At 61.0% G+C, this 25629-nt stretch carries 23 protein-coding genes and 22 tRNA genes; 38 read left to right on the top strand and 7 right to left on the bottom strand.

Going from position 1 to position 25629, the window contains the following annotated elements:
- Nucleotides 1-25 precede the first annotated feature (25 nt).
- From AC1D11_RS17310 to AC1D11_RS17300, 3 genes are all read left to right on the top strand, one after another.
- Complete coding sequence (locus AC1D11_RS17310) at nt 26-1606, top strand: adenylate/guanylate cyclase domain-containing protein (RefSeq protein ID WP_477647127.1); 1581 nt, start codon at nt 26-28, stop codon at nt 1604-1606.
- 126 nt (nt 1607-1732) lie between these two features.
- Entirely contained in the window at nt 1733-2485 is a 753-nt protein-coding gene (locus AC1D11_RS17305) for a response regulator transcription factor (protein ID WP_477647126.1), read from the top strand.
- A gap of 42 nt (nt 2486-2527) precedes the next feature.
- Complete coding sequence (locus tag AC1D11_RS17300; protein ID WP_477647125.1) at nt 2528-5056, top strand: PAS domain S-box protein; 2529 nt, start codon at nt 2528-2530, stop codon at nt 5054-5056.
- Between the two features lie 154 nt (nt 5057-5210).
- Here the strand turns inward: AC1D11_RS17300 and AC1D11_RS17295 are convergent, their stop codons facing one another.
- Complete coding sequence (locus AC1D11_RS17295) at nt 5211-5642, bottom strand: hypothetical protein (RefSeq protein WP_477647124.1); 432 nt, start codon at nt 5640-5642, stop codon at nt 5211-5213.
- 116 nt (nt 5643-5758) lie between these two features.
- Here AC1D11_RS17295 and AC1D11_RS17290 point away from each other — a divergent pair, with 116 nt between their 5' ends.
- From AC1D11_RS17290 to gph, 23 genes are all read left to right on the top strand, one after another.
- Nucleotides 5759-5944: a hypothetical protein gene (locus AC1D11_RS17290; RefSeq protein WP_477651285.1), complete on the top strand. Its 186-nt coding sequence runs from the start codon at nt 5759-5761 to the stop codon at nt 5942-5944.
- A gap of 173 nt (nt 5945-6117) precedes the next feature.
- Nucleotides 6118-6193 (top strand) — tRNA-Gly (locus tag AC1D11_RS17285).
- Nucleotides 6194-6461: 268 nt separating this feature from the next.
- Nucleotides 6462-6539: transfer RNA gene (locus AC1D11_RS17280), tRNA-Glu, on the top strand.
- 131 nt (nt 6540-6670) lie between these two features.
- A tRNA-Gly gene (locus tag AC1D11_RS17275) sits at nt 6671-6761 on the top strand.
- Nucleotides 6762-6784: 23 nt separating this feature from the next.
- Nucleotides 6785-6863 (top strand) — tRNA-Gln (locus AC1D11_RS17270).
- Nucleotides 6864-6873: 10 nt separating this feature from the next.
- A tRNA-Ile gene (locus AC1D11_RS17265) sits at nt 6874-6948 on the top strand.
- 20 nt (nt 6949-6968) lie between these two features.
- Nucleotides 6969-7047: transfer RNA gene (locus tag AC1D11_RS17260), tRNA-Arg, on the top strand.
- A 22-nt stretch (nt 7048-7069) separates the two neighbouring features.
- Nucleotides 7070-7149, top strand: a tRNA-Arg gene (locus AC1D11_RS17255).
- Between the two features lie 17 nt (nt 7150-7166).
- A tRNA-Pro gene (locus tag AC1D11_RS17250) sits at nt 7167-7242 on the top strand.
- Between the two features lie 28 nt (nt 7243-7270).
- Nucleotides 7271-7346 (top strand) — tRNA-Asp (locus tag AC1D11_RS17245).
- A 95-nt stretch (nt 7347-7441) separates the two neighbouring features.
- Nucleotides 7442-7519: transfer RNA gene (locus AC1D11_RS17240), tRNA-Leu, on the top strand.
- A 12-nt stretch (nt 7520-7531) separates the two neighbouring features.
- Nucleotides 7532-7616 (top strand) — tRNA-Leu (locus AC1D11_RS17235).
- Between the two features lie 18 nt (nt 7617-7634).
- Nucleotides 7635-7711, top strand: a tRNA-Trp gene (locus AC1D11_RS17230).
- Between the two features lie 9 nt (nt 7712-7720).
- Nucleotides 7721-7806: transfer RNA gene (locus AC1D11_RS17225), tRNA-Cys, on the top strand.
- A 14-nt stretch (nt 7807-7820) separates the two neighbouring features.
- Nucleotides 7821-7898 (top strand) — tRNA-Arg (locus AC1D11_RS17220).
- A 36-nt stretch (nt 7899-7934) separates the two neighbouring features.
- Nucleotides 7935-8120 (top strand): hypothetical protein, encoded by a 186-nt coding sequence (locus AC1D11_RS17215; protein ID WP_477647122.1) that lies wholly within the window; start codon nt 7935-7937, stop codon nt 8118-8120.
- A gap of 33 nt (nt 8121-8153) precedes the next feature.
- Nucleotides 8154-8229, top strand: a tRNA-Asn gene (locus AC1D11_RS17210).
- Nucleotides 8230-8242: 13 nt separating this feature from the next.
- A tRNA-Ile gene (locus AC1D11_RS17205) sits at nt 8243-8317 on the top strand.
- Between the two features lie 15 nt (nt 8318-8332).
- Nucleotides 8333-8408: transfer RNA gene (locus AC1D11_RS17200), tRNA-His, on the top strand.
- A 7-nt stretch (nt 8409-8415) separates the two neighbouring features.
- Nucleotides 8416-8490 (top strand) — tRNA-Lys (locus tag AC1D11_RS17195).
- Nucleotides 8491-8516: 26 nt separating this feature from the next.
- A tRNA-Val gene (locus tag AC1D11_RS17190) sits at nt 8517-8592 on the top strand.
- Between the two features lie 32 nt (nt 8593-8624).
- Entirely contained in the window at nt 8625-9185 is a 561-nt protein-coding gene (locus AC1D11_RS17185; protein WP_477647121.1) for an HNH endonuclease, read from the top strand.
- Nucleotides 9186-9486: 301 nt separating this feature from the next.
- A complete protein-coding gene (gph, locus tag AC1D11_RS17180) occupies nt 9487-10221 on the top strand; it encodes a phosphoglycolate phosphatase (protein ID WP_477647120.1) in 735 nt (244 codons plus the stop codon).
- A 70-nt stretch (nt 10222-10291) separates the two neighbouring features.
- Here gph and AC1D11_RS17175 read toward each other — a convergent pair whose 3' ends face one another.
- On the bottom strand, nt 10292-10879 hold the full coding sequence (locus tag AC1D11_RS17175) for a chalcone isomerase family protein (RefSeq protein WP_477647119.1): 588 nt from the start codon (nt 10877-10879) through the stop codon (nt 10292-10294).
- Nucleotides 10880-11363: 484 nt separating this feature from the next.
- Between AC1D11_RS17175 and trpE the strand changes: the two genes are divergently transcribed.
- The 6 genes from trpE to trpD are packed head-to-tail and all read left to right on the top strand — an operon-like array spanning nt 11364 to nt 16620.
- On the top strand, nt 11364-12863 hold the full coding sequence (gene trpE, locus AC1D11_RS17170; RefSeq protein WP_477647118.1) for an anthranilate synthase component I: 1500 nt from the start codon (nt 11364-11366) through the stop codon (nt 12861-12863).
- Complete coding sequence (locus tag AC1D11_RS17165) at nt 12860-13180, top strand: chorismate mutase (RefSeq protein WP_477647117.1); 321 nt, start codon at nt 12860-12862, stop codon at nt 13178-13180. Before trpE ends, AC1D11_RS17165 begins: the two co-directional genes overlap by 4 nt.
- A gap of 2 nt (nt 13181-13182) precedes the next feature.
- Nucleotides 13183-13764 carry an aminodeoxychorismate/anthranilate synthase component II gene (locus AC1D11_RS17160; protein WP_477647116.1) on the top strand — a complete coding sequence of 194 codons (582 nt, stop codon included), beginning with the start codon at nt 13183-13185 and terminating at the stop codon, nt 13762-13764.
- A 60-nt stretch (nt 13765-13824) separates the two neighbouring features.
- A complete protein-coding gene (gene ltaE / locus AC1D11_RS17155; protein WP_477647115.1) occupies nt 13825-14874 on the top strand; it encodes a low-specificity L-threonine aldolase in 1050 nt (349 codons plus the stop codon).
- A gap of 12 nt (nt 14875-14886) precedes the next feature.
- Nucleotides 14887-15537, top strand: a complete 651-nt coding sequence (locus AC1D11_RS17150) for a LysE family translocator (protein WP_477647114.1) — start codon at nt 14887-14889, stop codon at nt 15535-15537.
- A 42-nt stretch (nt 15538-15579) separates the two neighbouring features.
- Nucleotides 15580-16620: an anthranilate phosphoribosyltransferase gene (gene trpD, locus AC1D11_RS17145; RefSeq protein WP_477647113.1), complete on the top strand. Its 1041-nt coding sequence runs from the start codon at nt 15580-15582 to the stop codon at nt 16618-16620.
- A 33-nt stretch (nt 16621-16653) separates the two neighbouring features.
- Here the strand turns inward: trpD and AC1D11_RS17140 are convergent, their stop codons facing one another.
- From AC1D11_RS17140 to AC1D11_RS17125, 4 genes are all read right to left on the bottom strand, one after another.
- Nucleotides 16654-17715 (bottom strand): ABC transporter ATP-binding protein, encoded by a 1062-nt coding sequence (locus tag AC1D11_RS17140; RefSeq protein ID WP_477647112.1) that lies wholly within the window; start codon nt 17713-17715, stop codon nt 16654-16656.
- Nucleotides 17716-17773: 58 nt separating this feature from the next.
- Complete coding sequence (locus AC1D11_RS17135; RefSeq protein WP_477647111.1) at nt 17774-19693, bottom strand: ABC transporter permease; 1920 nt, start codon at nt 19691-19693, stop codon at nt 17774-17776.
- 52 nt (nt 19694-19745) lie between these two features.
- A complete protein-coding gene (locus AC1D11_RS17130) occupies nt 19746-20786 on the bottom strand; it encodes an ABC transporter substrate-binding protein (protein ID WP_477647110.1) in 1041 nt (346 codons plus the stop codon).
- A gap of 65 nt (nt 20787-20851) precedes the next feature.
- Nucleotides 20852-21631 carry an inositol monophosphatase family protein gene (locus AC1D11_RS17125; RefSeq protein ID WP_477647109.1) on the bottom strand — a complete coding sequence of 260 codons (780 nt, stop codon included), beginning with the start codon at nt 21629-21631 and terminating at the stop codon, nt 20852-20854.
- A gap of 181 nt (nt 21632-21812) precedes the next feature.
- Here AC1D11_RS17125 and trpC point away from each other — a divergent pair, with 181 nt between their 5' ends.
- Together trpC and AC1D11_RS17115 are read left to right on the top strand one after the other, a co-directional pair.
- Nucleotides 21813-22619, top strand: a complete 807-nt coding sequence (trpC, locus tag AC1D11_RS17120) for an indole-3-glycerol phosphate synthase TrpC (RefSeq protein WP_477647108.1) — start codon at nt 21813-21815, stop codon at nt 22617-22619.
- Between the two features lie 11 nt (nt 22620-22630).
- The gene (locus tag AC1D11_RS17115; RefSeq protein ID WP_477647107.1) at nt 22631-23362 is read left to right on the top strand and encodes a uracil-DNA glycosylase; all 732 of its coding nucleotides are present in this window, start codon (nt 22631-22633) and stop codon (nt 23360-23362) included.
- A gap of 78 nt (nt 23363-23440) precedes the next feature.
- Here AC1D11_RS17115 and AC1D11_RS17110 read toward each other — a convergent pair whose 3' ends face one another.
- Entirely contained in the window at nt 23441-24556 is a 1116-nt protein-coding gene (locus AC1D11_RS17110) for a patatin-like phospholipase family protein (RefSeq protein WP_477647106.1), read from the bottom strand.
- 337 nt (nt 24557-24893) lie between these two features.
- Between AC1D11_RS17110 and AC1D11_RS17105 the strand changes: the two genes are divergently transcribed.
- The 4 genes from AC1D11_RS17105 to AC1D11_RS17090 all read left to right on the top strand — a co-directional run.
- Nucleotides 24894-24979, top strand: a tRNA-Tyr gene (locus AC1D11_RS17105).
- A 101-nt stretch (nt 24980-25080) separates the two neighbouring features.
- Nucleotides 25081-25154: transfer RNA gene (locus AC1D11_RS17100), tRNA-Gly, on the top strand.
- A gap of 64 nt (nt 25155-25218) precedes the next feature.
- A tRNA-Thr gene (locus tag AC1D11_RS17095) sits at nt 25219-25293 on the top strand.
- A gap of 91 nt (nt 25294-25384) precedes the next feature.
- On the top strand, nt 25385-25629 hold a 245-nt coding region (locus tag AC1D11_RS17090), incomplete at its 3' end, for a GTP-binding protein (RefSeq protein ID WP_477650650.1).

Genomic DNA, 25629 nt, shown 5'->3' with positions numbered 1-25629 from the left:
CCGGCATTCATGGAAGAGCCGCATCATGACTGAACCTGTGAAGCCGCTGGTTGGCGAGGCGCTCTCCGCGCGGAGGGCCCGCATCCTGGTGGTGGACGATACCGAGGACATACGTTATTTCCTCGCGACGCTGCTGCAGGACCGGTATGAGGTGATTGCCGCTGCGTCGGGCGAGGAGGGCCTGCAGGCGGCAACTTCGGGGGTACGCCCAGAGATCATCCTGCTGGATGTGATGATGCCCGGCATGGACGGCTACGAGGTGATGCGGCAACTGGCAGGCGATCCGCGCACGGCTGATATCCCGGTGATCTTCCTGACGGCGCTTGCCAGCGTGGAGGAGGAGCAATATGGGCTGGACCTGGGAGCCACCGACTACATCACCAAGCCCGTCAGCCCGCCCATCCTGTTGGCGCGCGTCAGGATGCATCTTGAACGCAGCGCCAATGCCAAGCGCCTGAAGACCCTGTCAGAACAACTGTCGCGTTACCTGGCACCGCAGGTCTACCAGTCCCTGTTTGACGGGTCGCGCCAGGCCGAAATCGAGACGCAGCGCAAATGGCTCACGGTGTTTTTTTCGGACATCAAGAACTTCACCGAATCGACCGGAAAATGGCAGCCCGAAGAAGTCACGTTCCTGCTGAACAGCTATTTCGAAGAGATGTCGCAAATCGCGGCCGACTATGGCGCCACGCTGGACAAATTCATCGGCGATGCCATCGTGATTTTTTTCGGGGACCCGCACACCCTTGGCCGGCAGCAGGATGCCGTGCAGTGCGTCCGGATGGCGGTGGCCATGCTGGTGCGGCTTGACGAGCTTCAGGTGCGTTGGAAAACGATGGGTATCGACAAGGCGTTTGAAATACGCATCGGCATTCATTCCGGGTTTTGCGACGTCGGCAATTTCGGCAGCAAGCTCCGCATGGACTACACCATTATTGGCCGGGAGGTGAACCTTGCCGCGCGGCTTGAGCAGGCCGCAGAGCCCGGCCAGATGCTGATCTCCCGTGAAACCCATGCGCTGGTGCAGGCGGAAATCCAGGCCGAAGCACGGCCTGCCGTCACGGCCAAGGGATTTGCGGAGCCCATTCCGGTTTATGCGGTGCTGAAACCGGCGCGCTTGCCGCAGGCTGTTGCGACAACGACCCCGCCAACGTTGCCCGCGCCGCCGCGGGATACCGTCAAAACGCCGGGTACGGGAATTCCCATGGCGGATGCTGCAGACGCCACGTTGCCTGAGAGCATTGCCGGCCTGGATCTCAGCGTCGGCCTGACCCGCGCAATGGGCATGAAGGGGTTTTACCTGTCGATGCTGCGCCGCTATCTCGACGGCCGCCGGGACACTCCCCGGCATATTCGCGAAGCGCTGGATGCGGGCGACCTGAAAAACGCCGAACTGCTCAGCCATTCCCTGCGGGGCGTTTCGGCCCAGATCGGCGCCATTCGCGTGCCGGCGGATGCGGCCGCGCTTGAGCAGGCCATCAATGAGGGCCTGCCGCGCCAAAGTCTGGACGATTTACTGGGGAAACTGGAGTCATCCCTGGGCGAGCTGATCGCTGCGCTGCAGTCAGGGTTACCACCGGCAAACCCGGCCACCGCAGGCCCTTAGCGAAGCGATCCATGCGGGGCCGGGCCTGCAGGTGTATCGTTTCCTTACATCGCAAGCCACTAGAATCAGAATGCATTCAGGCTCATGCCACGACTGTTACCCGTTACCCGCGAAAGGACATCCACAGTGCATCCAAACAACGTTTATGCGGTTACATCCAAAGGTCAACAGGAACTGCGCAGTGCCGCCACTTCGATTTCGCAGCCTGAGATTGAATTACTGGTGCGCCTTGATGGCATCCTGACGGTCGCGCAGATCCGGCAGAGCATGGGTGAAGCAGGCAGTGCCACAGTAGACGGCACGCTCGATCTGCTCCATGCCAAGGGGCTCGTGGAAATGGTTCAGCCTGATCCGTTTGCGGCCTCGCTTCAACTCCACCTCAGCCCGTTGGCCTTGACAGCGGCGGACGCGGAAGCCGACTCCTGCGCGGCCACGCTCAAGAAGTCCAATTACTATGTGCGTATTGCGCGCAAACGCGGCGCACCCCGTTCCCATGCAGCTGGTGAACGCCCGTCAGTCGTTATCGTGGACGACGAGGAGCATCTCGCCAAATTCCTTAAAAGCTACCTGACGTTCGAAGGCTTTGATGTCAGGACTGCCGGTTCCCGTGCCGAGATCGTGGCGGAGTTTCGCAAGCAGCCGATTCCCGATCTGGTGCTTCTGGACGTGATGCTTCCTGATGCGGACGGCTTCGACATCCTGCTGCGGATTCGCTCCCATCCCGTGCTCAAGGACGTTCCGGTCATCATGCTGACTGCCAAGGCAACGCGGGAGTCCGTGCTCAAAGGCCTGGCGGGCGGTGCCGACGGGTATGTCACCAAGCCCGTAGAGACGGAATCACTGATTCAGGCCGTCCGCACCGTGCTGGGCACCCAATAGCGCGCCTTTGCGGCGAACAGGCCTGAAGAAGCTCCAAACGCCATGAAAATGCCCTTTCGCTCAAGCATCAACGTGGCCCTGTGTGCCGGAATGGTGCTGATTGCCCTGAGTATCGCGGCATCCTATGTCACCATCAATTCGCTGATCAGCGATGCGCAGAGTGAAAGTGAAGCGCGGGAAAAGGCGCTCGTTCTCCAGCGCGTGGTGTCCGGATTCAAGGCGACGGAATCCCTGCAGCGGCGTTATTTGCTGACCAATGCCTCCAGCGACTTGGCGGACTACCGGCAGTCCCTCGCGCAGATCCAGCAGGCGCTCGAAAGCATGCGGACCAGCCAGGATGCTGTTACCTCCGCAGCAGATTGGCTTGCACTGAAAGATGCGATCGCGCGAACGGTCGGTGTGATGGAGCAAACCGTCACGGCGCGCCAGCAATCCGGCCTGGAGGCCTCCATAGCTCTCGTGGGTGGACCCCTGAACCGCCAGCTCCATGATGAAATCGATATCCTGGTTGGCCGTATCAAGGGGGGCGAAGAATCAGCCCTTGAACACACCAAGGCCGAAACCCGCCAGACCGCTGAAACCGTCAAGCAACTGATCCTGATGGGCGGACTGCTGTCGCTCAGCATATTTGGCTGGGCGATCCAGAGGATTCTCCGGACGCAGGAAAAGCGCCGCCGAGCTGAAGCGCAGCTTCTGGACAGCGAAGCCATGAGCCGGGCCGTGACCGAGAGCATGGCCGAGGGATTGGTCACGGCGACGGGGGACGGCTTGATCGTTCACGCCAACAGCGCGGCCAGGCATCTTTTTGGTTACCGGCTCGAGGACCTGGTCGGCCAGGAGGTCACCATGCTGCTGCCAACGCGGTACCGCATGGGGTTCAGTGCCTTTTTCTCCGGGCTGAGCGGCCGCCAGCGCGGCTTCCGGGAGTGGGACGTGAAGATCCTGGGCCAGCGCCACGACGGAACCGAATTCCCCGTCAACGTGTCCTTTGGCGATGTCAATGTGAGCGGAAAGCGGCTTTTCACGGCCATCATTCACGACATCTCCGAGAGCGTGCGCATTACCGAAGCCCTTCGCAACAGCGAGGAGCAATTGCGCCAGCTGACCGACACCGTTCCGGCCCTGATTGCCTATATCGACGGAGGACAGCGCTTTCAATTCCACAACCGCGCCTACGAAGAAGCGTTTGGATTGAAAGCCGAACAAATCGAGAACCGGCCGATGCAGGAAGTGCTGGGGGCTGAGCTGTATGACCAGGTCAGGGTGCATGTACGCGAAGCACTTTCCGGTTACTCGGTGCGTCATGAGTTCGAGTATGTGACAGCCGGCGGCGACCGCCGCGAGTACGTCATGAACTACTTTCCCAGATATGGTGAAGGCGATGAGCAGGACATGGTCATCGGGTTTTCCTCGCTGGGGACGGACGTCACCGAGCTCAAGCGTATTGACCGCATGAAGACCGAGTTTGTTTCAACCGTCAGCCATGAGTTGCGCACGCCGCTGACGTCAATACGCGGGTCATTGGGACTGGTATGGGGCGGTGTGGCCGGCGAAATTCCGGAAAAAGCCAAAAACCTCGTGGGTATTGCCCAAAGCAATTGCGAGCGGCTGATCCGGCTGATCAATGACATTCTCGACAGCGAGAAAATCGAATCAGGGAAGATGCGTTTCGAGTTGCAGGCGCAGGAGCTTGAGCCATTGCTGGAGCGGGCCCTGGCGGATAACGAGGGCTTTGCCGCCCAGCACGGCGTCAAGCTGGCCCTGCATAAAGCCGAAAATTCCCTGCAGGTCTGCGTTGACAGCGACCGGTTGATCCAGGTGGTGACCAACCTGTTGTCCAATGCCATCAAGTTTTCTCCTCCGGAGGGAACGGTCGATGTGACTGTGCGCAAGCGTGGCCGTCGCGCCCGGGTGGAAATTTCCGATAAGGGCCCCGGGATTCCCGACGAATTCCGGTCGCGCATCTTCCAGAAGTTCTCGCAGGCCGACTCGTCCGACACCCGCCAAAAAGGCGGGACCGGGCTTGGCCTGAGCATTTCCAAAGTCATTCTTGAGCGCATGGAGGGCAACATCGGTTTCACGACCGAAAGCAATGCGGGAACGACGTTTTACTTTGATTTGCCCGAATGGCGCGAAGCCCCCCCTGTCACCGCACCGGTGGGGCTGTATGCGCGTCCCCGCGTGCTGGTATGCGAAGACGACCCGGATGTTGCCAAGCTTATCGGCATGATCATGGACAAAGGCGGGTACGACGCGGACATGGCGCATACCGCAGACCAGGCACGTGACTATCTCAAGATGGAGACGTATGCTGCCATGACGGTGGATATCAAGCTGCCTTACGAAAACGGCCTCACCGTTGTTCGTGAGCTGCGCGCCAACAAGCGCACCGCCACGCTGCCGGTGCTGGTCTTGTCGGTCATCGCGGCAGAGGCCCGGCAGCATGCCGAAAACCAGTCGCTCGGCGTCTCGGAGTGGCTTGAAAAGCCGCTGGATGAGCAGCGCTTGCTGAAGTGCATCAAGCGCGCCATTAAAAGCCGCTCCAACGGGAAACGCGGAGGCGTTCTTTGATGGCACCGGCGCTGTGCCGTCTGGACCGCAATCTGGAATGAGGAAATAAGTACCTGCAAATCGAGGCTTTGAGCGGTTAATGCAGATTTTGCGGAGATGAGGTTCCGCCGGCGTTGTTGCAGTCCTCACCCCTCAGTATCTGGTCCAGCAGAAATTATTTGTCACCGGGCTTGGCCATGTGGGAGAGATCATCTCCAGTTTGTCCACTAAAGCCGCGCTTCGCAATCTGCATCAAAAGGCGCCGGCCCTTGGCATCCGTCGTCCGCCAGGCAATGCGCGCGAGTTCGATAAAAGCGTTTTCTGCAGGATTGATGGCGTCTCCGCCGCGATCCGTATCCATCCAGCCTTTTGGCTTTCCGGACTTGCTCTCGATCTGCGCGGCTGCTGCATCGCCGATGTTCCGCGCGGTGCCCCTTGCGTCACCCTTGAACTGGCTCAGTCCCCCGGCGCTGAGGCCGAGTTGTTTGGCGATGCGGCCCAGCATGCCGACAGGTGATTCGCCGGCGGCCAACTCCCTCTCGCTGAACTCGCGAATGATGATCAGCAGGTTGTTGCGCCGGTTTCTATTGACGTTCTCGGAGTCCATGTGACGTGATTGCAACAATCGAATTTATTTTGCATCGACCCGTTGACGATGATGTAAAAAGATTTTACATTACCTTTCATCGCTACTTTGACATCAACTCCTTCCACGGACTCATCATGAAACCGATAGCCGCCACCGCAAGAAACAACACCCCCGTCTGGGGCGGTGTTGCCGTGCGTCGCCTTGACGTTCATCTGGGCCAATGCCGTGGGCTGAGTTCCTTCGCGTTGTCCATTTTGCGGACCGCCATGCCCAAGCAGAACCACGAGGATTCCACACAACCGGGAGGAGGAGACGCCTAGGCGTACCTTCTAAATCTCTGACACCCAGAGGCCCGGTTTCCGCAAGGAACCGGGCCTTTTTGTTTTTCCCTGACGGTGATCGTGCCGTCGATGCGCTCCAGGCGCGGGACTCTTTAAAAAATTGCAGCGGGACAGCAGCCAACACTGGATGGCAGCGAGTCCCGCAAAAAATTGCGGACATAGCTCAGTAGGTAGAGCGAGAGCCTTCCAAGCTCAATGTCGTCGGTTCGAAGCCGTCTGTCCGCTCCATTTCGGGTGTGCCTGTTTCACGTCACCTGCGCGAGACCGAGGAGACGGTCTGGTGGCGTGTGTGCTGGCAGCCGGGGTTCATGGCCCCGGAAATGCAGTGCAGTGGGAAATCCCGGTTCGGCTTCATGCCGTCCGCCCACATGCAGGTACAGCCGAAATGGACTCAGTTTTTTTTGCCTGCGTAGCTCAGCCGACGGAGCGGTAAGGCAGCCGCCTTGTAAGCGGCAGGTCGGCCGTTCCAATCGCGACCGTGGGCACCAGGGTATTTGTCACGTTCGTCTAGCTGGCTCAGGACACAAGATTTTCATTCTTGTAGACAGGGGTTCGAATCCCCTACGTGACGCCAATTTCAGCGCTGGCAGCCAGGTAGTTGGTTGCCAGCTGTTCAGTAAAGAAGCGCAGTGCTCGCAAGAGCGTAGTGCGGAAACCGGCCTCAAAGATTGGGGGGCACCGGAACTCGTAACCGGAAATTTTTTTGAAAGATTGGCCTAGAGGTTCAAGGCACTCGCTTGCCAAGCGAGAGAACATGAAAGTGGGCTCATGGCATCGAATCCCCTATCTTCCGCCATCTCTTTCCGCCATCTGTTTGATGGGCCGTTCGCCAAGCTGGTCCAAGGCATCGGGTTTTGATCCCGACATTTCGGTGGTTCGAATCCATCACGGCCTGCCATTTTTTTTCGGGTTGCATAGCTCAGTGGTAGAGCAGCGGGCTCATAACCCGCCGGTCGTTGGCTCGGTCCCAACTGCAACCACCACCCGCATCACCAGGTCATTTGCGCGCATAGCTCAGCTGGATTCAGAGCGCGATCCTCCGAAGGTCGAGGCCGGCAGTTCGAGTCTGCCTGCGTGCACCAGCCATAGCCTCAACAAATTTTTCTCGCGTTAGCTCAGTCCGGAATCAGAGCATCTGCCTACGAAGCAGAGGGTCGGAAGTTCAAATCTTTCACGCGAGGCCATTCAGTTTTCACTCAATCCGTGTGTGGCGCAGTTGGTAGCGCGCGTGCTTTGGGAGCATGAGGTCGCAGGTTCGAGACCTGCTACACGGACCATCTTCATTTCGTTTTCTTCTTCTTTTTTGGTCTGTTAGCTCAGCTGGTAGAGCACTTCCCTGTCGAGGATGTGGTCACGGGTTCGATTCCCGTACAGGCCGCCACTATTTATGCCGCGTTACCTCAGTTAATGGAGCGGGGATAGGACCCATGCGCCGGTTCGCGCGCGGATCGTGACACCAGATCAAAGCAGATCAATGCTCAAGTGGCGGAATTGGAAGACGCACCTGCTTCAAAACCAGGACCTTTGGGAGTTCGAATCTCCCCTTGAGCACCAGAACAGTTTTCAGCCCCGGTGGTGGAATGGGAAGACACACTGGCCTCAGAAGCCAGCGCTTTCGGGCATGCCGGTTCGACGCCGGCCTGGGGCACCATTTTTTTCGGATTTTCACGGGTGTGTAGCTCAACCAGGCAGAGCAGCGGCCTCCAAAGCCGAAGGTTAGAAGTTCGATTCTTCTCGCGCCCGCCAACGATTTTCGGCGGTGTACCCCAGTGGTCGAAGGGAGCGGATTGCAAATCCGCCTGCGTCAGCGCGCGTCAGTTCGAATCTGACCACCGCCTCCATCTCATTGCTTTCAGCGCCTGTAGCTCAGCCAGGACAGAGCGCCGGGCTTCTACCCCGGTTGCCGGCCGTTCGAATCGGTCCGGGCGCGCCACATTCCTCTTTCCAACCAACCTTAAGGAGATTTGCCATGACAGCCAGAAACACAGCGGCCTCCACGAGGGCGGCCAAACGCCGCAAACGCATTGTTCGCACTCTGCTGAGAAGCATCATTGCCGCCGGTAGCCCGCGGCATCATTACGCCCCGCAGAAGCGAGGACAGGCACGAGATGAGCGCGACCTGGATCAGCGCGTCCGCGAATGCGGCGAGTGGTGAGCACACCCGATTTTCTCCTCCTTATTCCGTTATTCCACGATAGCTCAGCTGGTAGAGCGCGCGACTGTTAATCGCGTCGTCCCTGGTTCGACCCCAGGTCGTGGAGCCAATTTTTTCTTCATAGCCGCATAGCTCAGTGGTAGAGCAGTGCCTTGATAAGGCACAGGTCGCTGGTTCGATGCCAGCTGCGGCTACCAATTTTATTTTTTCTGGTGCAAGTGGCGCAGTTGGCAGCGCAGCGGGATGTGACCCCGCGGGTCACCGGTTCGAGTCCGGTCTTGCACCCCACCCCCCTGCGGGCATAGCTCAGAGGAAGAGCAACCGGCTTTTAACCGGTAGGTCGAGATTTCGAAATTCTCTGCCCGCACCACTCGTCATTCAGCTCTTCGGTTTTTCAGCTCTTTAGCTCAGCAGGTAGAGCAGCGCCCTTACAAGGCGATGGTCGGGAGTTCGATCCTCTCAAGAGCTACCAACTTCATTCTTTTCACCTTACAGGAGGCCACGATGCATCACGTTCTGCAGCTCGACATCCAGGGGACGCCCCAGGCCTGGATCACGGCTGAAGATGCGGCGTTGCACTATGCCACCGGCACTGTGGCGTGGGAGGAGGGCGAGAGCCCCCTCGTTACGCTCCGCGGCGGGTGGAACGTGGCGCATGGCCGGCAATCGCTGATGGTCATTCAGCCCATCATTGCCCTGCGCGGTTCGCCGCGGCGCAACCTGTTTGAGGTCACGCCGGCCGTATCGAAACCCAAGCTGTTGCGCCGGGACCGCTGCACCTGCGCCTACTGCGCTCAGATCTTCCTCGAGAAAGATCTCGAGGCGGAGCACATCATCCCCGACAGCAAGGGTGGAGCCTACAGCTGGACCAACCTGGTCAGCGCATGCCGTTTGTGCAACGCGCGCAAAGGCGCCCGAACCCCCGAGCAGGCTGGAATGCCGCTGGTCTACCTGCCTTACGTTCCGTCGCTGTGGGAAGACTTTTTGCTGCGCGGCCGCAATGTACGGGCCGACGTCCACGAGTGGCTGGCCGCCCGGCTGCCCAAGGGATCCAGGCTGAATTGAGTTCAGAGCCGAAGCGGCGCACTGCGAAAGTGGTGCGCCGTTTTTTTATTCCCGATAGTTCTCTGGTTCATCGGCATGCCGTTCAGCATGCCTGTGCGCGGCCCACTGTTGCCGCCATATGGCAGGATCGGCCAGGAGTCACGGCTGCAGAAGGCAACAGGCTATCTGCCTTTAAGATCAACCCGATGAGGTACTGGCGGTGACTGGTCTTGGGGGAGTTCCTGTGCCAGGAATGATCCACCCGTATCATCAGTTCGGGCCGCTATCTGTTTTGAGCGCTACTGCCTTGTATTGAACTCTCATGATTTTTGACAACGACCGTTTTGACGCTGCCATCATCGACCTGGACGGCACCATGGTCGATACCCTGGGCGACTTTGTGGTTGCCCTCAACCTGATGCTGGCCGAAATGCTGCCGGGCCACCCGCCGGCGTTCGGGCTTGATGCTGCAGCAGTGGAGCGTATGGTTGGAAAAGGCTCGGAGCATCTCGTCAAGACCACGCTGAAATATGTCCAGGCCAAGATGGACATTGCGCGGCCAGCTATCGATTTAATAGCGAATTACGATACGGCCTATGCCGCTTACCAGCGGCATTACACCAGCATCAATGGCAGGCACTCTGCGGTTTATCCGGGTGTCCTGGAAGGCTTGCATGTGTTGCAGCAGGCTGGACTGCAGCTCGCCTGCCTGACCAACAAGCCCCTGGCGTTTGCCCGCGAACTGCTCAAGCTCAAAGGCCTCGACGGTTTTTTTGCCCAGGTTTTTGGCGGGGATTCATTCGAGCGCAAAAAGCCCGACCCGCTGCCCTTGCTGAGAACCTGCGAATGCCTCGGCACTTCGCCTGCCCGCACGCTGATGATCGGCGACTCCAGCAACGATGCGCGCGCCGCCAGGGCGGCCGGTTGTCCGGTATTGCTGGTGACCTATGGGTATAACCACGGTGAACCGGTGCGCGATGTGGATGCCGACGGGTTTCTGGATTCGCTGGGGTCGCTTGCAGAAGGTATACCCGCAAAACTGGCCGCGCAGAAGTAGCCCCGCAGAAACGGCAACGGGGCGTGCGCCCCGTTGAGTGCGTGAAGTCGGCCGAAGCTGGCAGGTTGCCTCAGTTCGGCTTGCCGAGCATCGCGTCTCTGAGCTTCCAGTCGGCGGGCTGGGGGCCCAGCCAGATGCGCACCAGGGCGTTAAAGAACTCGACCTCCTTGAAGGGCTCGCCTTGCGGTTTGCCTTTGACGGAGATGACGGTGCCGGTGCCGGGGATCCAGTCGATGGTGAAGCCTTCGCCGGCCACCAGCTTTTTCTGGTCGGCAAAGAGCTGGCCCATCCTGATGAGGCCGGGGATCAGCTTGGACATTTCGCCCTTTGGGGTGTTTTCTGTGAAGGCGGTGGTAAAGCCCTTACCCAGCTCGTTGGAGTCGATGTCGCGTAGCAGGGTGATGCTGATGCGCTTGGGGCCGGGCATGGCGTAGACCTCTTCCGGGGTGGCGGCCTTTTTGGGCAAGTACATCGCGGCCACATAGACCTTGAACACCGCCTTATAGCGAATGCCGGCTCCATTGAGCTGCAGCTTGGTGCCGTGGACCTCTACCGGGTCGTCGAGCTTGACGCCCGAAACTTCCATCGGCGCGGCAAGGACGCCGAAGGAAAGTGCCAAGCCGGCCAAGCCTGCAATGCATCGCGTTGTCAAAGTCATGAATTGTCTCCAAAGGATGGTTGGAATAGAACGAACGTTCTTTTTTATAAGGCTATTCTGGGTTTGGTTACCAGGCCTTACAAGAGGGTTTCCGAGGGGGGCGGGGTAAGCATTACTACACGTTGTTGTATGTTTACCAAGAGTGACTGGGGGTTCGGCCGGGGATCGCTGCTGTTTGCTACACTTTGCCTCTCATGTTCATTCATCGCATCATTCAGACAGGTTGTGGAGACCGGGGGGCCTGGCCCTGGCGTACCTGTCATTTCTCGCACGCCTGAGGCGCATGCGGGCCTGCAACCTGACATCCCAGCCAGTTTGCCCTCTGCCCGTCCGCCCCACTGCCGCCGGCTCTGCGACATCCCCTTTTCTTCCTGATGCGCCCTTGCACCCAGCAAGCGCATCCCGGCCCCATCCCCCGGGGAATTTTGAATGACAACAGGTGGCTACGCCTTTGAGCGCGTTGCCTCCTTGCGAAGGACTCACCGTGATCACAGAACTCGAATTTAAAAGCCTGGCCGGCCAGGGCTACAACCGCATTCCCTTGATGGTCGAGGCATTTGCCGACCTCGAAACACCTCTTTCCCTTTATCTCAAGCTTGCGCATTCCAGAGACGGCGGCAAGTTCAGCTTCCTGCTGGAGTCGGTGGTGGGGGGCGAGCGGTTCGGCCGCTACAGTTTTATCGGCCTTCCCGCGCGAACGCTGGTGCGGGCATCCGGTTTTGGGCCAGATACCCTGACCGAAGTGGTGACGGACGGCAAGGTTGTGGAAACCTCCAAAGCCAATCCGCTGGACTTCATCAGCGACTACCAAAAGCGTTTCAAGGTCGCCCTGCGGCCCGGCCTGCCGCGCTTTTGCGGTGGCCTGGCGGGGTACTTCGGCTACGACACCGTGCGTTACGTCGAAAAGAAACTCGAGGCCTCCTGTCCGCCGGACACACTGGGCTGCCCCGACATTCTTTTGCTGCAGTGTGAAGAACTCGCCGTGATCGACAACCTGTCGGGCAAGCTTTACCTGATTGTTTATGCCGACCCGGCGCGGCCGGAGGCGTATGCCAATGCCAAAAAGCGCCTGCGCGAGCTCAAGGACCAGCTGAAGTATTCCGTCAGCGCACCGGTGGTGAAACCGTCGCAGAGTTATCCGGCCGAGCGCGATTTTGCCAAGGCAGACTACATCGCCGCCGTGGAACGTGCCAAGCGGTTGATCGAGGCGGGCGACTTCATGCAGGTGCAGGTCGGCCAGCGCATCAAGAAGCGCTACACCGAGTCGCCGCTGAGCCTGTACCGCGCACTGCGTTCACTGAACCCCTCGCCTTACATGTACTACTACCACTTCGGAGACTTCCATGTCGTGGGGGCGTCTCCCGAAATTCTGGTGCGCCAGGAAAAAATCGACGACGGGCAGAAAATCACCATCCGGCCATTGGCGGGCACGCGGCCCCGCGCCTCTTCGCCGGAGGCCGACAAGGCCGTGGAGCACGAACTGGTAAACGACCCCAAAGAGCGTGCCGAGCACGTGATGCTGATTGACCTGGCGCGCAACGATATTGGCCGCATCGCCAAAACCGGTACGGTGAAGGTTACCGAAGCCTTCGCTGTCGAGCGCTACAGCCACGTGATGCACATCGTCAGCAATGTAGAGGGCACGCTGCTTGACGGCATGTCGAGCATGGACGTGCTCAAGGCCACCTTCCCGGCAGGCACGCTCACCGGCGCGCCCAAGGTCCATGCCATGGAGCTGATCGACCAGCTCGAGCCGACCAAGCGGGGCCTCTACGGCGGCGCCTGCGGCTACCTCAGCTATGCAGGCGACATGGATGTGGCGATCGCCATCCGCACGGGCATCATCAAGGACCAGACGCTGTATGTGCAGGCGGCTGCCGGTGTGGTGGCCGATTCCGTGGCCGAACTCGAATGGATGGAAACCGAAGCCAAGGCGCGCGCGCTGCTGCGGGCGTCCGAGCTGGTGGAGGAGGGCCTGGAATGAGCACGCTGTCCCATCCCGCCATTGAGCACTGCGACACCATGGCCGATGTGCGCCGCCACATCGATGCGCTGGACGACCGCATCGCGCCGCTGATCGCCGAGCGCAGCGCCTATGTGGCGCAGGCCGCGCGCATCAAGCAAAGCGCCAGCCAGATTGTCGACAACGCACGCATCGAGTTCATCGTTGATCGTGTGCGTGCACAGGCCCGTGCGGCCGGTGCCCCCGAGGCCGTCATGGAAGCGACCTACCGCGCCATGATTGCTGCGTCCATTGATTTTGAGCGCGGCGAGTTCACACGCCTGCGCCAGGGAGACTGACCATGAAGCGCACCAAACTCCTGATGATCGACAACTACGACAGCTTCACCTACAACATCGTCCAGTATTTTGGCGAGCTCGGTGCCGAGGTCGAAGTGTTTCGCAATGACGAGATCACGGTGACCGAAATCGCTGCGCGCGCTCCTGACGTGCTGGTGGTGTCTCCCGGCCCTTGCTCGCCGGCCGAAGCCGGTATTTCGGTGGCGGCGATCCAGTATTTCGCCGGCAAGCTCCCGATTCTGGGCGTCTGCCTGGGCCACCAGGCCATAGGTGCCGCTTTTGGCGGCAAGATCGTGCGCGCCCAGCAGCTCATGCACGGCAAGACCAGCGTCATCACTACGACGCAGCAGGGCGTGTTCGCCGGGCTGCCTGAGCAGTTTGTGGTGAACCGCTACCACTCGCTGGCGATCGAAAAAGAATCGTGTCCCGACGTACTGGCCGTCACGGCGCGAACCGACGACGGCGAGATCATGGGTGTGCGCCACAAGGAGCTGCCGATCCAGGGTGTGCAGTTCCATCCGGAATCCATCCTCACCGAGCACGGCCACGCCATGCTGAAGAACTTTCTGGAGCAAACAGCATGACCTGCGTTGCTATTGTTTTAATAGCTGCTTGCGCCCGTTCTTATTGCCCTGGAGGCCGAAATGATCGATAAAAGAGCCGTGGACCTGCGCAGCGATACCGTCACCCGGCCCACGGCCGCCATGCGTGAGGCCATGCTGGCGGCGCCGCTGGGCGACGATGTGTTCGGCGATGACCCGGCCGTCAATGCGCTGCAGGAAAAGATTGCCGGATTGCTGGGCTTTGAGGCCGCGCTCTTCGTGCCCACCGGCACGCAGAGCAATCTCTGCGGAATCCTGAGCCACTGCCAGCGCGGTGACGAATACATCGTCGGCCAGATGGCGCACTGCTATCGCTGGGAAGGCGGCGGCGCGGCGGTGTTTGGCAGCGTGCAGCCACAGCCGTTGAACCATCACACGGATGGCACGCTGGCGCTTGCCGAGATCGAGGCAGCGATCAAGCCCGACGACGCGCACTTCGCGCGCACCCGGATGCTGGCGCTCGAGAACACATTGGGCGGCAAGCTGCTGCCGTTTGACTATGTGCAGCAGGCAACTGCGCTGGCAAAAAAACACGGCCTGGCTCGCCATCTGGACGGCGCAAGGTTGTTCAACGCAGCCGTAGCGCAAGCTGCGCAAACGGGCAGCAACCCGCTGACGGAGGCGCGGCGCATTGCGGATTGTTTTGACAGCGTTTCCGTTTGCTTCAGCAAGGGCCTGGGCGCGCCGGTGGGTTCGGCCCTTTGCGGCTCGCGCGAATTCATCGCGCGGGCGCATCGCATCCGCAAGATGGCCGGCGGTGGCATGCGGCAAGCGGGCATGCTGGCTGCAGCAGCGTCGCATGCACTGGACCACCATGTCGGACGTCTTGCGCAGGACCACGCCCTGGCCAAACACCTGGCCGACGGCCTGGCTGGCATTGAAGGCCTGCAGGTAGAGGCGCCACAGACCAACATCGTGTTTGTCGACCTGACTGGCGCGGCGCGGGACCGGTCCGCTGCCTTGCTCAAGCACCTGGCCGGCCAGGGTATTGAGGCCACCGGGCTGTACCGCCTGCGTTTTGTCACCCATCTGGACGTGGACACCGCCGGCGTGGACCGTGCCATCGCTGCCATCCGGCAGTTTTTTAACTGAAAGGACTTGGCCATGCCTGACTTTCAACACCTGTTGCTTTTCATCGCGGCTGGCTGGCTGCTGAACCTGACACCGGGCCCCGACGTGCTTTACATCGTGACCAATTCACTGCGCTCGGGCGCGCGCGCCGGCATTGTTGCCGGCCTTGGCATTACGGCTGGCTGCTTCGTCCACATCTTCGCGGCGGCCGTGGGTGTCGGTGCCTTGCTTGCGACTTCGGCTATGGCATTTACGGTGCTCAAGTGGATAGGCGCGGCGTACCTGCTGTGGATAGGCGCGAAAATTTTGTTTTCCAGGGCGCCGCAGGCCACCACCAACCTCGCCGCGGCGGCTGCCGCCCAGCCGGAGCGGCGCCTGAAAGCCGTCTTCATGGGAGGGTTCTGGACCAATGTGCTGAACCCCAAGGTGGCGATTTTTTTCCTGGCCTTCGTGCCGCAGTTCATCGCGCCCGGCACTGACAACAAGGCCCTGGCCTTTGTGTTGTTGGGCGTGCTGTTCAATTTGAACGCCATTCCGGTCAATTCGGGCTGGGCCCTGGCGGCTGCATGGATGGCCCGGCGCGATGCCGTGCAGCGCGGCATGCACTGGCTGGACCGCGCGGCCGGCGCCATGTTCATCGCATTCGGCCTCAAGCTGGCCTTCACCGATCATCCGGCCAACTGAGCCGGTTTCCTATAGCCCCAGAACGAAGAAGCGAGACGCGTCATGCTCCATACCCACAAGATCACACCGCAGGAAGCCCTGCAGCGCACCATCGAGCACCGCGAAATCTTCCACGACGAGATGCTGCACATCATGCGGCTGATCATGAGCGGCGAGATGTCGCCCGTCATGATGGCTGCGCTCATCACCGGCCTGCGCGTGAAGAAAGAAACCATCGGTGAGATCACGGCCGCCGCACAGGTGATGCGCGAGTTCTCGACCAAGGTCAATGTGGCAGACAAAACCCATCTGGTCGACATCGTCGGCACCGGTGGTGACGGCTCGCACACCTTCAACATCTCGACCTGTTCCATGTTTGTGGCGGCGGCAGCCGGCGCCAAGGTCAGCAAGCACGGCGGGCGCAGTGTCAGCAGCAAGTCGGGCAGCGCCGATGTCATCGAGTCGCTGGGCATCCATATCGGCCTGTCGCCGGAGGCCATTGCGAAGTGCATCGACGAGGTTGGCGTGGGCTTCATGTTCGCACCCAACCACCATCCTGCCATGAAGAACGTTGCGCCCATCCGCAAGGAACTCGGCGTGCGCACCATCTTCAATATCCTGGGCCCCCTGACCAACCCGGCCAGTGCACCCAACATCCTGATGGGCGTGTTTCATTCGGACCTGGTCGGTATCCAGGTTCGCGCTTTACAGCGCCTGGGCGCCGAGCACGCGCTGGTGGTCTACGGCAAGGACGGCATGGACGAGGTCAGCCTGGGCGCGGCCACCGTGGTCGGCGAGCTCAAGAACGGCGAAATCACCGAATATGAAATCCACCCCGAAGACTTCGACATGCCCATGGCCAGCAACCGCGCATTGCGCGTGGAAACGCCCGAGCAGTCGAAGGCCATGTTGCTGGGCGTGCTGGACAACCAGCCGGGCGCAGCGCGCGATATCGTGATCCTGAATGCCGGCGCGGCTTTGTATGCGGCCAATGTGGCTGACTCGATGAAGGCCGGCATCGTGCTGGCCCGCGCTGCGCTGGAGTCCGGCGCGGCCAGGGCCAAGCTTGATCAACTGGCGAGCCACAGCCAGAAGCTCGCCTGACGACTTACCGGCGGCGCATGGCTGCGCAGCTACCTATTCCCGTGCGGTCACGCGCGCGTCGGTTGCGGCGAAATGCAGGCCGACCGTGCTGCCGGGTTCGGCCACGCTCAGCAGGGCGTCACTGAACACCAGCAGTTCACCCAGCGGCGTGAGCACCACGCTTTCGATCCGGCTGCCCAGGTAAGCCTGCCGCAGGACTTTTCCTGTCAGCGTACTTGCTTCCAGTTCGCCAATACGGATGCGGTGTGGGCGTATGGCCAGCGCCACGGCGCCGTCCGGCATGCCTGGCGGCGGGACAACCCGCACATCAACCTGGTCAGCGCGGAAGAAATGCTGGCCTTGCACTGTGACCAGCTCGCCGTTGATCAGGTTGGCGTCGCCGATGAAGTCCGCCACAAAACTTGAGACGGGCGCCTCGTACAAATCGCGCGGCGCGCCCATCGTCGCAATGCGTCCCTTTTGCATGACCACAATGCGGTCTGACACCGCCAGCGCCTCTTCCTGGTCGTGCGTGACGTAAACCACGGTGAGCTGCAGGTTTTGCTGAAGGTCGCGGATGTCCTGGCGCACCTTGCGGCGCAGCTTGGCGTCCAGGTTTGACAAAGGCTCGTCAAACATCAGTACGGCCGGCTCCAGCACCAGTGACCGTGCCACCGCCACACGTTGCTGCTGCCCGCCGGACAGCTCCGACGAGAGCCTGTCGGCGTAGTCGGCAATGCCGAGCAATTCCATTTTGGTTTTGGCCAAGGCAATGGCCTGCGGTTTTTTCATGCCGGATGCGAGCAGGCCGTAGCACACGTTCTCCAGTGCACTCATGTGCGGGAACAACGCATAGGACTGGAAAACCAGGCTCACATCGCGCTGGTTGGCCGAGCTGCCGGTCACGTCCCGGCCGTCGATGCGGATCACGCCCTCGGAAGGTAGCTCGAGGCCCGCGATCAGCCGCAGCAGTGTTGTCTTGCCGCAACCGGAAGGCCCCAGCAGGGTCACCAGCTCTGCCTTGTCGATGGTGAGGTCAAGCGGATGCAGCGCAACCACCTTGCCAAAACGTTTGACGACGCCTTGGAACTCCACTGCGGCGGGGGACGGGTTCATGGCAGGGCCTGCTTAAAAAATAAGTGAGACGAAAAAGATGTGACGATGACGCAAAGGCTCAGGCGGTGGACACCGCGCGCCGCCCCAGCTCCGCATTGCCGATGAAACGCTGGATCAGAAGGACGCAGGCCAGCATGATCACGATAAGCACCGACGAATAGGCAATGGCGAGCGCGTACTCGCCGACTTCGACGCGCCCGGCGATATAGACCGTCGAAAGGTTGTGCTGGGCGGTCGCCAGGAAAATCACCGCACTGACGGCCGTGATGGCGTGCGTAAAACTGAACACCAGGCTGGCGATGATGGCGGGACGCAGCAGCGGAAGGATGACCCGTGCGAACGTGCGCGATGTGCTGGCGCGCAGCGTGGCGGAGGCTTCGTCGAGCGAACGATCGAGCTGCGACAGGGCCGAGACCGTGGCCCGCACACCCACCGGCATGTTGCGAAACACCAAACACAGCACGATGATGGCGAAGGTGCCGGTGAATTCAAGCGGCGGCACGTTGAAGGCGACGATGTAGGCCACGCCGATCACGGTGCCGGGCACGGCGAAGTTCACCATGGTCAGGAACTCGAAGGCGCGCCGACCCTTGAAGATGTGGCGGCTCACGACATAGCCTCCCAGCAGGCCCAGCGCGGTGGTCAGGGGTGCGGCAACAGCCGCCACGCCGAGCGTGGTGAAGAGGCTGTTCCACGCCGAGCCCGAAAACACCAGCCCACCCGCGCCCCAGCTCAGTCCAAAGCCGGTCTCGAAGTGCTGCAGCGAAGGTGTCAGGTCGAACCTACCGATGTCCTTGACGACACCACCAATCAGGATGATGCCGTACGACAGCACCGTCAGCACGCCCCAGGGAAGGACCAGCGCCAGTGCGCCCCACTTGACGCCCGTGGGCAGCGCGGCGGGCAGGCCACTGTCGCCTTTTCCGCTCACGGATGTGTAGGAGGCCTTGCCGATCCAGCGCTGTTGCAGTGCAAAGATGCCGACCGTCAGCAGCAGCAGCGTGACGGCGAGGATGGCCGCACGCGAAGCGTCGTGCTGTGCCCCGGCAATGGCGAAGAAAATTTTCGTCGACAGTACCTCGAAATTTCCGGAGAGCACCAACGGGTTGGCAAAGTCAGCCAGACTTTCAACAAAGCCCAGCAGGAAGGCATTGGCAATGGCGGGGCGCACCAGCGGCCAGGTCACGGTGCGGAACACATGCCAGGGCGAACCCCTCAGCACCTGGCCCGCTTCTTCAAGGGTCGGGCTGACGAGCCGCAACGCACCGCTGATCAACAGGAAAGCCAGGGGCGTGAAGCTCACCACTTGCGCCAGCAGCACGCCGGGCAGGCCATAGATCCAGCGCGACCGGGCAATGCCAAACCAGTCGCTCATCAGCTGGGTCACGATGCCGGTTCGGCCGAACAGGATGATGATGGCCAAGCCGATGACAAAAGGCGGCGTGACGACCGGCAGGATGGACAGCACGCGAAGGCTGCCGCGAAAACGCCTGCCGCCCCGCTCGGCCAGCAGGGCCAGCGCGAAACCGAAAAGCGTGCTGCCAATGCCGGCAAGGGTGGCCAGAACGATGGAGTTGATGGCCACTCCGCACCGGACGTTGCCGGCGATGCAGCCCGCGCCCCAGATGTCCTCGCTGAAAAACCGGGCGGCGGCGGTCTGGATCAGCCAGTTGCCCCGTTCGTCCACGAAAGCCGCCAGCAGCATGCGCCCGATCGGGTAGATGACAAAAATGGCCAGCAGCAGCGACAGGATGCAGACGATGCCGGAAATGGCAGCATCGCTCTTGAAAGCCCCGGCGCGTGTTGCCAGCACGCTTGCGACGGCGGCCAGCACGCACCCGCCGGCAACATAAGCCGAGCTCTGCGTCCACGGCATCAGCAGAACGCCCGCTACCACGCCCAGCCCCGCCAGCAGCCAGCTCAGCGGATCAGCCCGAACGCGTGGGGCGGCGGCCGTCACTGCAATGGGTGTAGTCAAGGTGCGATGGGATTCATCAGTGTGCAATGGGGTTGCGGGATGTGTCCTGCGCTCACTTGGGCAGTGCGCCGATGTCCTTGTCCCATTTGCCGAGCAGGCGCGAGCGTTCGGCGGAGGCGCCATACTTGGCGAAGTTGTAGTCGATCAGCTTGACGTCGGCCAGCTTGGGCGCCTGCGGCGGCAAGGATGCTTTTTTATTCGAAGGGTTCTGGTAAGAATGCGCTACCGTGGCGATGTCCTGCGCTTCAACTGTCAGGGCCCAGTCGTACCATTTTTTGGCGTTGGCCAGATTTTTGGCGCCCTTGATGATGCTCATGCTGCCGATCTCGTAGCCCGTACCCTCGCACGGCGCGACCACCTTCAGGGGCGCGCCTGCCACGGCGTGCGTGACGGCGTCATGCAGGAAAGTGATGCCGATCATGCTTTCGCCGGTGGCTGCCGCACGGGCCGGCGCAGCGCCTGACTTGGTGTATTGGTTGATGTTGCGATGCAGGGCCTTCAGGTAGTCGAATGCCTTGTCTTCGCCCATGATCTGAACCAGTGTGGCGAGCAGCGTGTAGGAAGTGCCAGAGGAGTTGGGGTTGGCGACCTGGACTTCCCCTTTGAACTCCGGCTTGATGAGATCTGCCCAGCATTTGGGTTCGGGCAATTTGCGTTTGGCCAGCTCGACGGTATTGAAGCTGAAGCCCAGGGCGCCGGCATAAACGCCGACCGTGCGGTACTTGGAGGCTTCGGCTTGCTTCACTGCCCAGGGGTGCAGGTCGGCCAGCCTGGGTGATTTGTAGGACTCGGTCAAACCTTCCTCGGCGGCCTGCAGATGCGGGTCGCCCGTGCCGCCCCACCACACATCACCACGCGGGTTGGCCGCCTCGGCCTTGATCTGGGCATAAGTTTCCCCCGAGCTCTTGCGCGTCATCGACACCTTGATGCCGGTGGCCTTTTCGAAGGCGGTCACCATGGGCCGGCACCATTCTTCCTGGACGTTGCAGTAAACCACCAGTTCTTCGGCTGCGCGGACCGGGGACGACATTGCGCACGCTGCGGCCGCCAGGATCAATCCCGGGAAAAGTGATTTGAATGTGAATTGTTTCATCTGTGTCTCCTTCTTTATGTCGTCAATGGCGCCTGGGTGCAGCGTTGAAGCCACCTTAGCAGCCGTCAGCGCAGCGGTATACCCGTTAAAACGCTTAGTTCCGAGGCAAGCCTGGCGTTGGTGGCCAGCACCGCGTTCCCGTGGGTCAGTCCATCAGCAGCCCAGAAGTCATTGATCCGGCCGCCGGCCTCCCGGACCAGCAGCAGGCCGGCCGCGACGTCCCATGAATTGATATGGGCTTCGGCGTACGCTTCGCATCGCCCGGCAGCCACATAGGCCAGCCCCAGCGCGCCGGAACCCGCGCGGCGTACCGAGCAGCCTGCGTGCATGCATTGGCTGACCAGCGCGAGGTAGGGGTCTGGCGACAGGCGCGAAGACCAGCCGATTTCAACCGTGGAGGCGGCCAGCTCGGCCAGCTCGCTGACCTGGAGCCGAACGCCGTTGCACCATGCGCCGTGGCCGTTTTGCGCGACGAAGAGCTCGTCGTGCATGGGCTCATAGATGGCGCCGGCTTCGAGTTCGCCGTTGACCATCAGTCCCAGGGAGATGCAGAAATGCGGAATCGCACGGGCGAAATTCGCCGTTCCATCCACGGGGTCAACAATCCAGAGACGTGCTGCGCCGCCGGTCTCTCCTCCTGCTTCTTCCCCCAGCACGGCGTCTCCCGGAAAGCGCCGTTCGATCTCCGCGCGCACATACTGTTCTACCGCACCGTCGGTGACGGTCAGGTAGTCCTGCCGGCCCTTGAGGGAGTAGGCGGGCTTGTCTGGCGCGTTGAAGGCGTCGCGCATCATGGCGCCGGCCGAACGGACAATTTCTTCAATGGCATCAGTAAGTGCGGTCATGAGAGGGTGTATGGCTATCCGATGGAGGTACACCTTGTGCGCTAGCCCGGTGAGGCAAGGGCAGTCAAAGCGGGCGAAGGGAAATACTAGTGCCGGGACGCGTCCGGTTGTAGCGGGTTTGCGCTAACACCCCCAAGGCGGCCCCTGCGGGCGGTCTGGCCGCATCTGCCAAAATCGGGGCATGTCCGATATCCTGAACCAAATCATCGCCGTCAAACGCCAAGAAATTGCCGATGCCATCCGCCGCAAACCGCTGGACGTGATGCGCGAAGATGCCGAATCGCGTGTCCTGACGCGTGACTTTGTGGGTGCGCTGCGCCAGAAGATCGCTGCCGGCCAGCCCGCGGTGATTGCCGAAATCAAGAAGGCCAGCCCGTCCAAAGGCGTGCTGCGCGCCGACTTCATCCCGGCCGACATCGCGCAAAGCTATGCCGAAGGCGACGGCGAGATCAGCGCGGCCTGCCTTTCGGTGCTGACCGACAAGCAGTTCTTCCAGGGCAGCATCGACTACCTGAAGCAGGCGCGGGCTTCCTGCAGCCTGCCGGTGCTGCGCAAGGACTTCATGGTCGACCCCTACCAGGTGTATGAAGCGCGCGTGATGGGCGCGGACTGCATCCTGCTGATTGCTGCCTGCCTGGACGACGCGCAGATGAAGTCCCTTGAGGCGCTGGCCATGTCGCTGGACATGGCCGTGCTGGTCGAGGTGCACGACGAAGCCGAACTGGAGCGTGCCCTCAAGCTCAAGACGCCGCTGATCGGCATCAACAACCGCAACCTCAAAACTTTCGAGGTCTCGCTGGACGCCACATTGGGCATGCTGGCCAGGGTGCCGGCCGATCGTCTGCTGATTACCGAGTCGGGCATTGCCACGCCGGCGGACGTACAGCGCATGCGTCAGGCAGGTGTGAATGCATTCCTGGTCGGCGAGGCCTTCATGCGCGCGGAAGAACCCGGCCTTGCGCTGGCCCAATTGTTCGGTAAAAAATAGGCTGTAAAGCCATGAACCAGCTGCTTGACGCCATGGAGGCGCCTTTGCCCAACCGGCTTACCACTGCTGACCCCGCCGCATGGCCGGTAGCGCCCGGCTGGCGGCCGACCACCGATGCATTTTTTGGCAGTCCGACGGGCCAGAAGTTGTTGGGTTTTTTGCGAGGCCGCCTGGCGGAAGATGCGACGATCTTTCCGCCCCAGCCTTTGCGCGCGCTGGAGCTTACGCCGCCCGAAGAGGTGCGGGTCGTCATCCTCGGCCAGGATCCATACCATGGCTTGGGGCAGGCCGAAGGGCTGGCGTTCTCCGTCGCGCCTGGCGTGGCCCTGCCGCCCTCGCTGCGCAACATTTTCAAGGAGCTGCAGCGCGACCTCGGTACGCCGCCGCCCCAGTTTCCGGTGCCCGGCGGCAGCCTGGTGAAGTGGGCGACACATGGGGTGCTGCTGCTCAACACCTGCCTGACGGTCGAGGAAGGGTTACCGGCCAGCCACGCTGGCAAGGGCTGGGAAGTATTGACCGACACCCTGATCCGCCAGGTAGCGGAGGGCGACCACCCTGTGGTGTTCATGCTGTGGGGTGCACATGCCCAGAGCAAGCGGGCGTTGATTGACGCGAAGCGTCACAAGGTGCTGGTGGCCAACCACCCTTCGCCGCTGTCAGCCATGCGGCCGCCCTTGCCCTTTATTGGCTGCGGCCATTTTTCACAGGCGCGCGAATGGCGTGACGCACACCCGAAGGCCTGATTTGCTATTGTTTTAATAGCTGCTTGCGCTCGTCCTGCCTTGCTGAAAAGCCAAAAAATCTTGAATTTTGAAGGCTGGCTAAAACTCCGCCGGCAGGCTGCCCACGTAGTCGCGCCGGATATTGACCGTGCTTTGCAGGCCCAGCGCCTCGAAATGGCGGCGCAGCCAGCGCTTGGCCGCGCCCTGGCCCATCTCAAACAGTTTTTCGATCATGGCCGTATCGGCCGACATCTTGCTGGATGAAGGCAGGCTTTCCAGCGCCTCGCCGCCGTCGATGCGGTGCAGCAGCAGGCTTTTGTATTTTTCGCCCTCCTGCAAGCGGCCATCGGCCAGCAGGCGGTTGATGAAGTCGATGGTGCGCATCTGGGACAGCAGGCTGGCGTTGAAGGTCAGTTCGTTCACCCGGTCCGCGATCTCGTGAGGCGTGTGGGGAATCTCGGGGCGCCGCAAGGGGTTGATCTGTACAACGATGATGTCGCGGCTGCTGCAATCACTGATGAGCGGCAGCAGCGAGGGATTGCTTGAAAACCCGCCATCCCAATAGTGCTGGTCATCAATTTCGACCGCCTGAAACAGCGTGGGCAGGCAGGTGGAGGCCATCACCGCCTGCAAAGTCAGGCGTTTGCCGGCAAAAATCTCTGCCCGGCCGGTGGTGACGTGGGTCGCCGACACGAACGCCTTGGTTGTGTGCATGGCCGCAATGGCGCGAAAGTCGATTTCTGCCTCCAGCAGTTTGCGCAAAGGGTTGATGTCCAGCGGATTAGCCTGGTATGGCGACATCCACTGAGTCATTGCGCTACTCATTAAGTTTGCGCTCACTTTATTGGCGACCCAGCCCCCAATGAGCATCTTGCTGATGCTGTCAGCCATGGAGCCGAGGCTCCCCATGGCGGCAATGCCCAGCCAGACCCGGCTGAGCGACGCACGTGCCGCCTCCCGGGCGCTGGTTTTTTCGGGGGAATTGTCTTTTGGGGCGGTAGCGAATCCGTGTGCCAGCGCCACGGCGTTGACCGCCCCGGCGCTGGCACCGCTGATGCCGTCAAACTCGATGCGCTCGTCCGCCAGCAGGGCATCCAGCACGCCCCAGGTGAATGCGCCGTGTGATCCGCCGCCTTGCAAAGCCAGGTTGACCCGGCGCAGGGAAGACGGGTCAGCGGGGGAGGAAGGAAGTGCGGGTACGGTGACAGTGCTCATGAGTAGGCGGTCTCACGTTATCCAGGTTGGCCGTTGGCGCGGGGTGTGTCCGGGACGGCAATATCCATGCGATTGACTCTGGCATTGATGAAAGCTGCCACATCATGCCCGAAGCCCGGAACCGCCATGGGAATACGGTGAGGCCTTGGCGGCTGGGGCGAGACCCGGGTTATGTCGGGTTTTCGAGGGCTTTCCGCGGTATCCACAGGCATCCCGGGGTGGAGCTTTGGTCGGGAGATGCGCCGGCGAGGCATACGGCAGCATTTTTAATGCTTTTTGCCATGCCTTGGCATTTCGTCCGACATAAAACCGTGGCATAATCCGAGGTTCGCTTGAAGGATGGGTGCCCGAGTGGCTAAAGGGGGCAGACTGTAAATCTGTTGGCTAACGCCTACGCTGGTTCGAATCCAGCCTCATCCACCAGATTTTGTTTTGATTTTGGCAAGCGGGCGGCGCAAGAAAGTCGCGTAAAGCGTGTTTTGGGTCGTGAGTGATTTTGGTGTGAGTTGAATTGGCAGAGCTGCGCGGGAGTAGTTCAATGGTAGAACCCTAGCCTTCCAAGCTAATGACGCGGGTTCGATTCCCGTCTCCCGCTCCATAAAGCTGCTTTATGGTTCTGCTTTTGAATCTTGCGCCAGGTTGCAATTGTGGTTTTGAGTTCAGCCCTTTTGGCTCAGTGGTAGAGCACTCCCTTGGTAAGGGAGAGGTCGCGGGTCCGATTCCCGCAAAGGGCACCAAATTTTGAGTCGGTGCGGCGTACGAAGCGCTGTTGCTGGCTGTAGTGGTAACTGGTTTTGTAACTCTTTATAAATTTCTGGAGTTGAAAAAATGGCAAAAGGCAAATTTGAGCGGACCAAGCCGCACGTCAACGTCGGCACGATTGGCCACGTGGACCATGGCAAGACGACGCTGACGGCGGCGATCACGACCGTTCTGGCATCCAAGTTCGGCGGCGAAGCCAAGGGCTACGACCAAATTGACGCGGCGCCCGAAGAAAAAGCGCGCGGCATCACGATCAACACCGCCCACGTCGAGTACGAAACGGCCAACCGCCACTACGCCCACGTCGACTG

This window comes from Polaromonas sp. P1_E11 (assembly GCF_056405995.1).
This window is presented reverse-complemented; position numbering and strand designations above follow the sequence as displayed.

Bases quoted from the DNA above. Each gene is read 5' to 3' on its own strand.
- ltaE (WP_477647115.1), top strand. From the start codon at position 13,825: ATGATCGATAAAAGAGCCGTGGACCTGCGCAGCGATACCGTCACCCGG.
- AC1D11_RS17215 (WP_477647122.1), top strand. From the start codon at position 7,935: ATGACAGCCAGAAACACAGCGGCCTCCACGAGGGCGGCCAAACGCCGC.
- AC1D11_RS17110 (WP_477647106.1), bottom strand. From the start codon at position 24,556: ATGAGCACTGTCACCGTACCCGCACTTCCTTCCTCCCCCGCTGACCCG.
- AC1D11_RS17185 (WP_477647121.1), top strand. From the start codon at position 8,625: ATGCATCACGTTCTGCAGCTCGACATCCAGGGGACGCCCCAGGCCTGG.
- trpD (WP_477647113.1), top strand. From the start codon at position 15,580: ATGCTCCATACCCACAAGATCACACCGCAGGAAGCCCTGCAGCGCACC.
- AC1D11_RS17310 (WP_477647127.1), top strand. From the start codon at position 26: ATGACTGAACCTGTGAAGCCGCTGGTTGGCGAGGCGCTCTCCGCGCGG.
- AC1D11_RS17300 (WP_477647125.1), top strand. From the start codon at position 2,528: ATGAAAATGCCCTTTCGCTCAAGCATCAACGTGGCCCTGTGTGCCGGA.
- AC1D11_RS17130 (WP_477647110.1), bottom strand. From the start codon at position 20,786: ATGAAACAATTCACATTCAAATCACTTTTCCCGGGATTGATCCTGGCG.
- trpC (WP_477647108.1), top strand. From the start codon at position 21,813: ATGTCCGATATCCTGAACCAAATCATCGCCGTCAAACGCCAAGAAATT.
- AC1D11_RS17125 (WP_477647109.1), bottom strand. From the start codon at position 21,631: ATGACCGCACTTACTGATGCCATTGAAGAAATTGTCCGTTCGGCCGGC.
- AC1D11_RS17295 (WP_477647124.1), bottom strand. From the start codon at position 5,642: ATGGACTCCGAGAACGTCAATAGAAACCGGCGCAACAACCTGCTGATC.
- AC1D11_RS17150 (WP_477647114.1), top strand. From the start codon at position 14,887: ATGCCTGACTTTCAACACCTGTTGCTTTTCATCGCGGCTGGCTGGCTG.
- AC1D11_RS17165 (WP_477647117.1), top strand. From the start codon at position 12,860: ATGAGCACGCTGTCCCATCCCGCCATTGAGCACTGCGACACCATGGCC.
- gph (WP_477647120.1), top strand. From the start codon at position 9,487: ATGATTTTTGACAACGACCGTTTTGACGCTGCCATCATCGACCTGGAC.
- AC1D11_RS17175 (WP_477647119.1), bottom strand. From the start codon at position 10,879: ATGACTTTGACAACGCGATGCATTGCAGGCTTGGCCGGCTTGGCACTT.
- AC1D11_RS17160 (WP_477647116.1), top strand. From the start codon at position 13,183: ATGAAGCGCACCAAACTCCTGATGATCGACAACTACGACAGCTTCACC.
- AC1D11_RS17115 (WP_477647107.1), top strand. From the start codon at position 22,631: ATGAACCAGCTGCTTGACGCCATGGAGGCGCCTTTGCCCAACCGGCTT.
- AC1D11_RS17140 (WP_477647112.1), bottom strand. From the start codon at position 17,715: ATGAACCCGTCCCCCGCCGCAGTGGAGTTCCAAGGCGTCGTCAAACGT.
- AC1D11_RS17290 (WP_477651285.1), top strand. From the start codon at position 5,759: ATGAAACCGATAGCCGCCACCGCAAGAAACAACACCCCCGTCTGGGGC.